Source organism: Pseudoalteromonas citrea (assembly GCF_000238375.3).
Lineage (GTDB): Bacteria > Pseudomonadota > Gammaproteobacteria > Enterobacterales > Alteromonadaceae > Pseudoalteromonas > Pseudoalteromonas citrea.
In genome coordinates, this window is the sequence record NZ_AHBZ03000015.1 from 281633 (window position 1) to 292823 (window position 11191).

An 11191-nucleotide genomic window follows, 5' to 3' on the forward strand; every position below is an offset into this window, starting at 1 on the left:
TGCACAGCACACTATAAATCTATCACTTAATTTACATGGTTAAAGCCAGTTGATAATACCTAGCATCATTTGGCTTAATGTATATTAGTGTTCGCGTGTGTGGTGGAATTCCACCTCAGGGTAACGTTCCATAGACAAGTTTAGATTCACTCGACTTGGCGCAACGTATGTTAAGTTATCACCACCATCTAGCGCTAAGTTTGTTTCACACTTGCGTCTAAATTCAGCCAGCTTTTTCTCATCACTACAATTTACCCAACGGGCAGTTTGTACGTTAACGCTTTCATATATCGCATCTACGTTATATTCCGCTTTTAAACGGGCCACAACCACGTCAAACTGCAGCACACCAACAGCACCAACAATCAAGTCATTATTCGCCAACGGTCTAAATACCTGTACTGCGCCTTCTTCAGACAACTGTACTAAGCCTTTTAATAACTGCTTTTGCTTCAGAGGATCTTTAAGGCGAATACGTCTGAATAGCTCAGGAGCAAAGTTAGGAATACCACTAAACTTAAGCTTTTCACCTTGTGTGAAGGTGTCGCCTATTTGAATCGTGCCATGGTTGTGTAAACCAATAATGTCACCCGCATAAGCATCTTGGGCACGCTCACGATCACCGGCCATAAATGTCACCGCGTCAGAAATACTGATTTGCTTACCTAAGCGGACGTGATTCATTTTCATACCTTGGTTATATTTACCAGATACAATACGCATAAATGCGATACGGTCACGGTGCTTCGGATCCATATTGGCTTGAATTTTAAATACAAAACCAGAGAAGTTCTCTTCATCTGCTTTAACTTCACGATCATCTGTTTGGCGAGGCATAGGCGTTGGTGCCCACTCAGTCAAACCATCAAGCATATGGTCAACACCAAAGTTACCTAGTGCAGTACCAAAAAAGACCGGAGTTAATTCACCTTTTAAAAATAGTTCGTGATCAAACTCGTGCGATGCACCAATAACCAGCTCTAGCTCTTCTCTTAGTTGCTCAACCAACTCTGAGCCAATTTCAGTATCTAGTTCAGGGTTATCTAGCCCCTTAATGATACGCTTTTCTTGGATCGTATGACCTTGGCCTGTTTGATATAAAATCGTTTCGTCACGGTGAATATGGTAAACCCCTTTAAACTCTTTACCACAGCCAATTGGCCAGCTTACCGGTGCACAGGCAATGTTTAGCTCTGTTTCAACTTCGTCCAGCACTTCCATCGGATCACGAATATCACGGTCAAGTTTGTTCATGAAAGTAACAATCGGCGTATCACGTAAACGAGTTACTTCCATTAACTTACGGGTACGATCTTCTACACCCTTAGCTGCATCGATCACCATCAAACATGAATCGACTGCCGTAAGCGTTCGGTACGTATCTTCTGAGAAGTCTTCGTGTCCAGGTGTATCCAGTAAGTTAACTAGCGCGTCATTATAAGGAAACTGCATTACGGAAGTGGTCACTGAGATACCACGTTCTTTTTCCATTTCCATCCAGTCCGATTTAGCGTGCTGGTTTGAGCCTCGACCTTTAACAGTACCCGCTTTTTGCAACGCCTTTCCGAACAACAATACTTTTTCAGTGATGGTGGTTTTACCCGCATCTGGGTGCGAGATAATAGCAAAGGTACGTCTTTTAGAGACCTCTTGCGTAATTACAGTGTGTGACATTAATAGGTTCTTCTAATTTTACACAGGTTGCGTCTTACCTTTCCAAGAGCGAGTTTTCTGCTCTGTGTCGGGCAACCTATAATTGTTAATCATGATTGAAGACTATTTTCGCTGATCTGACACTGATAAACAATCAATGTGATGGATTAAGTTGCCTATTTTTTGAGGTGATAGGCAACTTTTGTATAAAAACCTGTTTTGATTAATTGCTAAACAGCAGTTTGTGGTTCTTTGTAGGTATTTTTCAGGGTATAAAATAACGCAGTGGCATCGTCAAAATCGTAATCATCAACGACTTCCCCCAGTTTAATTAGCTGCGATTTAAAAGGCGTCTGCTGCAGTAAGTTTAGTAACTCTTCAATTTTATCTGACGCTTCAATATCCGACTCTGCGAGTAGCTCTTCTAACTGCGCAAATAACACATATACCTGCGTATCATCCACCTCGGTATTAGCCACCAAAGGCGGAACTGCAGACGACTCTTTTTCTCAAAGACACGTTAGGCCCACTCTCGGGTATGATCAATCAAAAGCAAATCACTGTTCATAATACCATCGATACTGACAGTTATTTTTTTGGTGAACAGAGCATTACGCATGCATTGCTTACCCACCTGCTAAAGAACTCACTGGAAGGCACAAAGAGCGATCCATCTATCAAACTCAGTTCAAAGCAAAATGAGCAATTCTTAGTGGTGAAAATCCATAATCCAGATCCGGTACCAGAACCTATCAGGGCACAGTTTTTTGCTAAGTTTGTTACTTATGGCAAGCCCGAACATGCAGGCGTTGGCACCTACGCAGCAAAATTACTGACCGAAGTTCAACGTGGTTTTATCGAATATAGAACAGATGACAAGTTAGGGACCGAAGTATTTGTTAGTTTACCATTGTCACAATAATATGATGAGTACACTAATGAGCGGCACCTCAAGTGGCCTTAAAGGTTCCATAGATATTGCTGAAGTCAATATTCTATAGCTAAGCTAGGCCACATTTCTAATTTAGATCTGTTGTCAAATGCGCATCCGCAATTTAGATGTACCGGAGAGCGACTGCCTTCCGGTTACACTGTTTATTTAGTAAAAGATGGCTCAGCGCTTGTTTTAAGCTGCTCAGCTATATTAATTGTCCACTTCCGCTTATTGAGCAAATAGCCTGTGGCCTCTCTTTGTTTATCGTTGTTTCGGCTTTGTGTGATCATTTCTTTAAAATCGATGATCTCAGCAAAGTTCCCTTCGTTGACATCATATTTCCCCCAGTACTGACTCGTGCCTGAACTGCCTCGTTCTATTTCCAGGCCTTCTAAAAAGTTGTTTTTAAAGTCTTTCGCTGCACTGACTAACTTGTCATTACCATTCAACACCTCTTCAACAAGCTGCTTATCAGCCAGATTCAGATGGCCTGTTGCAATCAATTTACCCGAACCGTCAATTGAAAAGCCCCAGTTTTTATTTTGCAGCTCAGGGTTTTGAACGTACAAATCTGCAGACGTTTTGTCATACTCTTGTGCAACTTGATTTGCGGCAGCTGGCGTATCATGCAAATACAGCGTGCTGGTGGAGTTTGCTACACGCTCAATTAACTCTCGATGCGCTTCAAATCTAGCGGGTAGATCGAGTTTACCGTTACTCTTATAGTTAATTACTGTCAATTTGCCGTTGTCAGACTTGGCTCGCATTTGTTCAGTAGGGAGTGTCGGTTCTGAGCTGATAAATTGTGTGGCTGGATCTACTGTAAGAACTTCCTTACTGCTTGAGCCGACATTTTTTATTTTATCAGTAACTTGATTGTTTTTTGCGTGCAAGAATAGCCCTGCACTTGCGTCAATCTTCATGTCATTATCCTTATCACACGTTTCACGCTTAATACCAAACAGTATTAATCCTTCGTCAATTTTAAAGACCCAACTTAACTCCAACCTTATTCGATATTTCTTATTTGCATAACTAACTAGAAAAATCTCCGTCAAGTTAGCTTAAAGTCTGTATGACCTACATTAGGCCACTTAATTAATCTAATTGGAGTAACTCTTCGTTATATCGGTATTAAAGATAAAATATTTAGCAGACTTTCATTTCCATTTAAATCTAACTTAAGAGTGTAAATTACTATATGTTTATACTTTAGCCGAACTGCGCTTACTATGTCATAAAAAACAACACAACCCTCCCTTTGAGACAAAAATGTAAATGAGAAAGAGAACAGGATCAAGGCGTTGTATTTTTAATTAGTAGCGAGTCATAAAATCAAGCCGCTGTTTTCTCGTTCAAAGCAGGTATGTTTTTATATCACAGTTTTTTGCTTTCTGGCGTTCGCTAAATCGCCTCCGTCATGCGCGACGAAGCTATAGATTTTGTAGGAAATGGGTGTTTTTGTAGGAAATGGGTGTTTTTGTAGGAAATGGGTGTTTTTAAAATGCGCTGTAAGCGAGATAGGATGGTGCCCAGAGGCGGAATCGAACCACCGACACGAGGATTTTCAACCCTTAACGCTTGTGCATCTAAAATACTGTTTTTGCTACACAAACCCACAAAATATTTCCTATAACTTTCGTCTAGTTTAATATTTATGGTTAATTTAGCTAAAATTACTTTGTTTTTAATAGCTTAGAAATTTTAGCTAAACATACAATTCTTAATTTTAAAATAATGCCTTTTTTATGACTACTTTTCAATGCTTTGTTTTTTCTTATCATCTGGCGACTTAGGCGTGACCGGCGTTACTTGTGAGTAACCTCGCCGATAAACACGCTTTGTTGTTGCCACACTTGAGTGGCCCAATAACTCAAATGCCTGAGTAATCGTCTCACACTCACTTGCTGTTTTAGCTCGTAAGTCACGATCCTGAAAGCGCTGCTCTGGTTGTAACTCACCACTTTCGATTGCTGCACGCATCGCTTTGTTCCACGCAGTTCTAAAACCGTCGGGGGTCAATGCTTGTTCCTTTCGTGCATTAGCGCTTGATGCAAAGAAATACCAATGCAGTAAAGGCGTTCTGTGCTTTCTCGTGGTACGGTAACCATTAATTTGTTTAAGCTCGCTGATGATAAAGCTAAGGTGATCCACCGCTTCGAACTGCAATCGGCTACCTGTTTTTGATGCTTGGACTTTTAGTCCTTTTTCGTCATCCCAGTCTTTGTTGCTAAGTTTAAGCATGTCGGTTTGCCTTAAACCGGTTGCCAGCTTTAGCGCCACATATAATTGCAGCCATCGAGGGCAATACTTAACAAACACTGCCAATTCATCATCTGTGACTAGTCGATCTCTTGGCTGTTCTGGGTTACGTATAATTCCATGAAATGGTGTGTCGTCAATTACGCCCCAACGCACAGCATGAGACATAATGGTGCTCAGTAACGCAAACTCACGATTGCCTCTTACCGGTGCCCCCTCTCGATTCCTAAGGTCAAGGTATTGATAGGCATGCCTGGCTCTAAGCACTCTCGGGTTCATATGACCAAAGCGCTTTATCAAATGCTTTGACGCACTAATATTACTCTTGTGGGTCGATTCTGCCTTAGTGGGTGAAATCTCTTTGAGATAGCGGTCAATCAAATCATGCATCGTTTGACATTCAAAGTTAATCGATGCGTAAGCGTAGTAATTGCGAAAAGCTTCACTCAGCGTTTTACCAAGGCGGATATCTTTCTGGCCACTTGCCCTCAAGTAATAGGTATTCCCTTTTTTATTAAAGATCATGCCCTTAGGCAGGTTTGCATTTTCTGCAGAACGTTTTCTTCCCATGACCGCTTACCCCGTGTACAGCTCGTCATCACTAAGCTTAGCCCCGCCACGCTTAATTTGACAGCTATCGCCAGCGCCCAGCTCTGTTTCAATCGTTTTACGCAAAACTTTAGGCCAGCCAAAGGCATCTAGAGTGAAAGTAATATGCATTGAGAGCAGTTGCTCAACTTGCTTCTGGCGCTGCTTACGGCCAGTTAACTCAGCAACTTCTGTTTTAGATAGGAATGTGCTCACAAAATCCTCCAACGAATAAGTAACCACGACTAACAACTAGCCGTGAATCAGCTTGGGACTAACCTTATTCGCGATAATCAGAATCTCGCTTTTGCTTATTTCTGCTGATTTCCCAATATTTCAGCGTTTTTTACTCTACTTTATGAGTTTTTGGTTTGCAATAGTGCGAATGAAATTAAAAGGGGCTATTTGTAGTATTTGGGCTACTTTGGAATTATTGTTGATTTATTTAGCTATAAAACTCAATATGATACAAAATCAGATTAGTGGAATTTTTTATGAGCAAGGAGCAGCACAACAACTTAGCTGAAGTCACATTAGAAGGAGACGCAGCGCTAGATCTGTGGCTTCAAGGTAAAGATGCTTGGAATGAATGGATAGAGAGGTATTCAATTCGTGATATATCATTTAAAGGGGTGAGATTTTCTTATAAGAGCCTTGAAGGAAAACTCTCTAATAAAAGGGTTGTAAATAAGGACTCCGAGCTTAATGTCATTGATTTTTCAGGCTTTAAGTTTCACAACGTTACTTTTAGTGGCGCACATTTCCACGGAAAAGTCGACTTTTCCTCTGCTGTTTTCCAAGGAAATACAAGCTTTAATGAAGCTAGATTTTCCGCATTAGCTACATTTTCAAATTCTGCTTTTGAAGGTCGCGTAAGTTTCGAAAAGGCTAATTTTTTTGATAAAGCAGTGTTCACAAAAGTAAAATGTGAGTCGCATATAAATTTCGAACTAGCTTCGTTCAATGGGCCTTTAGATTTTCAAGAAGCACAAGTTTTTGGCCAAGCAGTTTTCAAAAGCTGTAACTTTTCTGGGCATTTAACTTTACTTCACAGCGAGTTTCATTCGCTCTTTCTTTTCGAATATGCTCATATTGGCGGAACGGCTGTTTTTTCTCGAGCTACGTTTAGTGACTGGGCTATTTTTCACGATTCAAACTTTAAAAGCTCATCTTACTTTTCAGGTACATCTTTTAAACACTATACCGATTTCTCTGCATCAACTTTTCGGGATAATGTAGCATTTGAAAATAGCTCCTTCTATGGGGAAAAAGTTAGCTTTAAAAAGTGTCAGTTCCACGCAACGTTTGACTTTCAGCCAGAGGAAACAGCTAATTTAAAATGTCTGGACTTTGAGGGAGCTTCTTTCGACAAGCAATTTACCCTTTCCGGACACTTCAACTGTATCCCAGATCTGAGGCAGACCAAGACATCTCACCATATAGACTTGAGTTTATTAACTATCAAACTAAATCGCCATTTTCTAAAAAATACTGGAATGGAAGCAACCGTAGACCAAGTAGATCCAGACCGTTTATGCCGCTTAAAAGAAATTGCAGAGTCAAACAAAAATCATGAAAGAGCACTCGCATTTCATGCCGACGAATTACGCGCAAAACGCTGGCATGTATTTAGCCTTTGGCAATCAATTCTAGATGGGTTGTACTCACTCACAAGCAATTATGGACAAAGTATCATGCGACCGTGCATGTACCTATTAGCTAGTGTCTTTATTTTTGCTTCTGCCACACTTAGCCAAACTAAACAGTCCAGCTATAACATAGCTCAAATGAAAGCGGCTCTTACGATTTCAGTCGCAACCGCCACACCATTTTTAGCAATATCCAAAGAAGCAAGAACCAAGGGCACCGAAGAACTTTTTAATAAAGAACTCCCTGATAACTACTACCTATACAGTTACATACACTCAGGGTCATCTTTCGTGTTTATGTTCTTGATAGGCCTTGGTTTGAGGAATAGGTTTAGAATCTAAACGATTAGAGCCTAATGATTTTTATTTCAATAGAGGGCGTTAGAGATGTTAAATGACAGAATAGTTGCTTATCTTAGTTTGATTTTCAGTGTTGTAGGGTTTGGCCTCGTAGTTTACCAAAGCCATGAAGTAAAAAAATTAAATGAATATGAAGCTATACGTCAAATCCAAATTTCAGAACCATCTTTTACCATCACTGACTTTAAAAGGTGGGAGCAAGAAGGCAAACTTGGCTCATATAAGATAGAAATATTTAAGCGGTTCGTGATCAACGCTAATATCGACCCTGTAAATAATTCTGTGTAACTGCTCTTAGTTACAAGTATTCAGTTAGTCGGTCTTCAAACATAATCATAAAACGGTTTAGAGCTTGCTTCCAGTTATGAATAGGCATTGTCCACCTCTTGGAAGCATCCATTATCGCTAAGTACACCACCTTGCTAGCGGATTCATCTGTCGGGAACAGTTTACGTTTCTTGGTCGCTTTTCTGATCACACTGTTCAGAGATTCAATAGCATTTGTCGTGTAGATAGCTTTACGAATATCTTGAGGGTAGCTAAATAGAGTATTGAGATTATCCCAATGAGCCGTCCAGGAGCGGCTGATTTGAGGGTACTTTTCATCCCATTTATCACCAAAGTGCTCTAACGCCAACAGGGCTTCATCTTCCGTTGTTGCTTGATAGATTTCTTTTAAGTCAGCGGTAATTGCCTTGTAGTCTTTCCATGGGACGTATTTCATTGAGTTTCGCACCATGTGTACGATACAGAGCTGAATTTGAGTTTTTGGATAAACAGCGTTGATGGCATCAGGAAAGCCCTTCAGGCCATCTACACACGCGATGAGGATATCATTCACGCCTCGATTTTGAAGTTCGGTGAGCACGCTAAGCCAGAACTTCGCTCCTTCGGTTTCGGACATCCACATCCCAAGAAGTTCTTTCTGACCTTCCATATTTACGCCAAGTGCGAGATAAATGGCTTTGTTGATAACCTGTTTATTCTGGCGTACTTTCACGACGATGCAATCGAGATAAACGATGGGATAGACCGTATCAAGCGGGCGAGATTGCCACTCAACCACTTGTTCTAAAACAGCATCTGTAACTTTAGATATTAGACTGGCGGAGATATCCGCATCGTACATTTCTTTGAATGTTGCGACGATTTCACGGGTGGTCATTCCTTTGGCATATAGGCTTAAGATCTTGTCGTCCATCGATTGAAATCGGGTTTGATGTTTACGAACAAGCTTGGGTTCAAAGGACGCGTCACGGTCACGAGGGACTTCTAACTGGATCTCACCATCGTCTGTAATTAGGCGTTTAGATGAGTAGCCATTTCGACTGTTACTATCGTTAGTTGGTGAGTTTTTTTCGTAACCGAGGTGCTCATTAAGTTCAGCATTTAAGGCTGTCTCAACCGTCACCTTGGTTAACATTTTCCTAAAGTCATCAAGATCAGAAGGAGTCTTAATCGACTTAGCTGCTTCGCGAGCGAAGGCTTCTAGAGCTTTCTTATCCATATTGCTTATCCTCAGCCATTACTGGCTTAATTATAAGCAGATACACAATTTAAATTACAGGCTCCTAATATCCCAATAGACTAGTCTCACTGCTCAGCTAGGTAGTTCCTATACTTGAATATTGTTTTGTTACACTTACACCACCTAAATAGATTTCAGCACTCTGCCCCGATCTTTGGTCAAGTCCATGGTCAGTCCCTAATATATGATAGCTAATTACGCCTAGGGAGAAATACTAATTGTAGTTCCTCAGCTAACTTGATTGGAAAATTTAGCTCTTCAGATACCAATATCCATTCGAAGCACTTTATAGTTACAGATGCTAACTCAGGTAAACTAGGGTTGGCTTCTCCAACAGATATATATGGAACTGGCCCTGATATGAAATACGCAAACCAATCACCTATTATTGGTTTAGATACACTTTCAACTACCTTCTTTTTGTCGTTTTTCCCGTCTAACTTCCAATGCTTAGAGGCATTTGCCACATCTCTCAACACAGCAAATAGTTGCTTGCCCAGATCTGGTAAACGATTCACTTTTTGTCTCTGAATTTTTGTACCTTGACTGGTCACCCAGTCTGCGTATAGATGGTTAGCAGTAAGAACAAAGTTAAAGGTAATATAAGAGTTACTCCAATCATCTTGTAGTTGCGAATATTCCCATTTTAACTTTTCAAATAGCTCTTCACATAAATGAAGCCCAACCCTCAGGGAAGGGCCAGTATAGTTATTTTTTTCAAGCATTGGTGCACACCTCATAAATACAGTATCAACCATAATCCATTGTGGTTCTATAACATAAAATAGAGACTTATTATCTCAATTTGTACTAAAAGAAGCATATGTGATTGGAGGCTTGAATACCTAACATAAATTTATAAGAATTTGAAAACAGTGTAACCTTACCAGTCGCCACTCAACAAAAAAGCTTAAATTATCTATTTTAAATTTTTCCGCTGGGTCAACTGTCTATCCTTGCGTTGAATGATTCTTGCCAGCTTTTTTAACTTGTACTGTTGCTCACCGTTTACTTTTTCCAGTTCTGTTGAGCGCTGCTTAATAGTATTTACATCATCTAAAAATTGTGCCCATTCAGCGTCAGGAATAAATATACCGTTCACATCGCAGTACTTTATTTTTTCTGCCATCTATTGCTCCTATCATCGACCTAAATATATGACTGTGATCTGCTCTCGACTGTGGCCGAGTTCATTCGAAACTTGTAATCGCGCTTGCCTATCAAGTTGTTTTTGTTCTGGCGTGAGCTGTTTGCTTGTTGGCCCACCGGCGATTGGGGAGCGCCAGCCTGTTAGCTCTAAGTAGCGCTGTTGGGCATACATGTGCCTAAGCCCGTGGTTTTTATCTAGACCTGCTTGGCTTGTCTGTCGTTCATACGCTTTGAGTTGTTGAATATAGTTTCGGTCGGGGCGGATCAGCGCGCCTCCACCGACTTGCTTTTGCACTTGTTGAAGTAAGTGCCGCTGAGATTCTGTTCTAATAGGAATGACTCTGGGGCGACCGCCCTTTGTCCAGCTGGGTTTTAGCACCAACTGTTCGCCTCGAATGGCATAATTAGGTCGAAATTTAATGGCTTCTTCTCTACGTAAGCCAAACTCTCGCTGCAGCCGAAGTGAGAGTTTAACAAGCGGGTCACTGACTTTCTCAAGCTTATTTTTTTCTAGCTCTTTTGCTTTTGACTCGGTAGGTGTGTGGGTTCGCTTTTCCAAATCCAGTGTGATTGCTTGGTTTGCACCATGGTTAGACTTTGGCAGCATCGAGGCTTTGCCGATTTTTTCCGCCCACCATCTTACATGACTAAGTCGGTTTTTAATGGTGCCAGCAGATAGCCCTTCCCCCTGCCAGCGCTCAACAAGATAGTTTACGTGTTTGGGTTTGAGTGATTGCACCGATTGCAAGCGGTACCCGCCTTGCTTAAGCTGCGCAGAGATCTGGACCAGTACTTTTTTACGCTCAGCCTTAACTCCAAAACTACCGTCTTGGTTTCTGAGCATAAGCCCTTGAAGCTGATATTTTAAATTACTCAATACTTGTTCACTCACCGTGTTTATAAATTCGATTACACGTTATCAACCCAACTAACTATTTGAACCAATATCCAAATGGTAAGTTTTAAATGCCAACTGCACGTTGGAGCGTACAATTTCCGTATAAATACGGATAAGGGCACAACAGTTCAAAATGGCCAAATTAGCCTCGCTTTAGATGCTTCCCGCAG

12 protein-coding genes are annotated in these 11191 nt (G+C 40.9%); 3 read left to right on the forward strand and 9 right to left on the reverse strand.

What is annotated here, in order from left to right:
* Window positions 1-84: 84 nt before the first annotated feature.
* Both prfC and PCIT_RS08725 read right to left on the reverse strand, forming a co-directional pair.
* Entirely contained in the window at window positions 85-1674 is a 1590-nt protein-coding gene (gene prfC / locus PCIT_RS08720) for a peptide chain release factor 3 (protein WP_010367753.1), read from the reverse strand.
* 209 nt (window positions 1675-1883) lie between these two features.
* Complete coding sequence (locus PCIT_RS08725; RefSeq protein WP_157592796.1) at window positions 1884-2117, reverse strand: hypothetical protein; 234 nt, start codon at window positions 2115-2117, stop codon at window positions 1884-1886.
* 74 nt (window positions 2118-2191) lie between these two features.
* Here PCIT_RS08725 and PCIT_RS08730 point away from each other — a divergent pair, with 74 nt between their 5' ends.
* Complete coding sequence (locus tag PCIT_RS08730; protein ID WP_010367749.1) at window positions 2192-2575, forward strand: ATP-binding protein; 384 nt, start codon at window positions 2192-2194, stop codon at window positions 2573-2575.
* Between the two features lie 173 nt (window positions 2576-2748).
* On the opposite strand, the gene PCIT_RS08735 is transcribed toward PCIT_RS08730, so the two are convergent.
* The 3 genes from PCIT_RS08735 to PCIT_RS08745 form a co-directional block, all read right to left on the reverse strand.
* Window positions 2749-3510 carry a hypothetical protein gene (locus PCIT_RS08735; protein ID WP_157592797.1) on the reverse strand — a complete coding sequence of 254 codons (762 nt, stop codon included), beginning with the start codon at window positions 3508-3510 and terminating at the stop codon, window positions 2749-2751.
* A gap of 829 nt (window positions 3511-4339) precedes the next feature.
* Window positions 4340-5419 carry a tyrosine-type recombinase/integrase gene (locus PCIT_RS08740; protein ID WP_010367746.1) on the reverse strand — a complete coding sequence of 360 codons (1080 nt, stop codon included), beginning with the start codon at window positions 5417-5419 and terminating at the stop codon, window positions 4340-4342.
* 6 nt (window positions 5420-5425) lie between these two features.
* Complete coding sequence (locus PCIT_RS08745) at window positions 5426-5653, reverse strand: DUF4224 domain-containing protein (RefSeq protein ID WP_010367744.1); 228 nt, start codon at window positions 5651-5653, stop codon at window positions 5426-5428.
* Window positions 5654-5931: 278 nt separating this feature from the next.
* Between PCIT_RS08745 and PCIT_RS08750 the strand changes: the two genes are divergently transcribed.
* Both PCIT_RS08750 and PCIT_RS08755 read left to right on the forward strand, forming a co-directional pair.
* Complete coding sequence (locus tag PCIT_RS08750) at window positions 5932-7428, forward strand: pentapeptide repeat-containing protein (RefSeq protein WP_010367743.1); 1497 nt, start codon at window positions 5932-5934, stop codon at window positions 7426-7428.
* Between the two features lie 45 nt (window positions 7429-7473).
* Window positions 7474-7734 carry a hypothetical protein gene (locus tag PCIT_RS08755; protein ID WP_010367741.1) on the forward strand — a complete coding sequence of 87 codons (261 nt, stop codon included), beginning with the start codon at window positions 7474-7476 and terminating at the stop codon, window positions 7732-7734.
* Window positions 7735-7744: 10 nt separating this feature from the next.
* Here PCIT_RS08755 and PCIT_RS08760 read toward each other — a convergent pair whose 3' ends face one another.
* The 4 genes from PCIT_RS08760 to PCIT_RS08775 form a co-directional block, all read right to left on the reverse strand.
* On the reverse strand, window positions 7745-8953 hold the full coding sequence (locus PCIT_RS08760) for an IS256 family transposase (protein WP_192992771.1): 1209 nt from the start codon (window positions 8951-8953) through the stop codon (window positions 7745-7747).
* 212 nt (window positions 8954-9165) lie between these two features.
* Entirely contained in the window at window positions 9166-9699 is a 534-nt protein-coding gene (locus tag PCIT_RS08765) for a hypothetical protein (protein WP_010362906.1), read from the reverse strand.
* Window positions 9700-9893: 194 nt separating this feature from the next.
* Entirely contained in the window at window positions 9894-10103 is a 210-nt protein-coding gene (locus PCIT_RS08770; protein ID WP_010362905.1) for a hypothetical protein, read from the reverse strand.
* 12 nt (window positions 10104-10115) lie between these two features.
* A complete protein-coding gene (locus tag PCIT_RS08775) occupies window positions 10116-11000 on the reverse strand; it encodes a phage integrase N-terminal domain-containing protein (protein ID WP_040697025.1) in 885 nt (294 codons plus the stop codon).
* Between the last annotated feature and the right edge of the window lie 191 nt (window positions 11001-11191).

Coding starts and splice junctions, on each gene's coding strand:
- PCIT_RS08740 (WP_010367746.1), bottom strand. CDS start 5,419: ATGGGAAGAAAACGTTCTGCAGAAAATGCAAACCTGCCTAAGGGCATG.
- PCIT_RS08765 (WP_010362906.1), bottom strand. CDS start 9,699: ATGCTTGAAAAAAATAACTATACTGGCCCTTCCCTGAGGGTTGGGCTT.
- PCIT_RS08760 (WP_192992771.1), bottom strand. CDS start 8,953: ATGGATAAGAAAGCTCTAGAAGCCTTCGCTCGCGAAGCAGCTAAGTCG.
- PCIT_RS08755 (WP_010367741.1), top strand. CDS start 7,474: ATGTTAAATGACAGAATAGTTGCTTATCTTAGTTTGATTTTCAGTGTT.
- PCIT_RS08770 (WP_010362905.1), bottom strand. CDS start 10,103: ATGGCAGAAAAAATAAAGTACTGCGATGTGAACGGTATATTTATTCCT.
- prfC (WP_010367753.1), bottom strand. CDS start 1,674: ATGTCACACACTGTAATTACGCAAGAGGTCTCTAAAAGACGTACCTTT.
- PCIT_RS08730 (WP_010367749.1), top strand. CDS start 2,192: ATGATCAATCAAAAGCAAATCACTGTTCATAATACCATCGATACTGAC.
- PCIT_RS08750 (WP_010367743.1), top strand. CDS start 5,932: ATGAGCAAGGAGCAGCACAACAACTTAGCTGAAGTCACATTAGAAGGA.
- PCIT_RS08735 (WP_157592797.1), bottom strand. CDS start 3,510: ATGAAGATTGACGCAAGTGCAGGGCTATTCTTGCACGCAAAAAACAAT.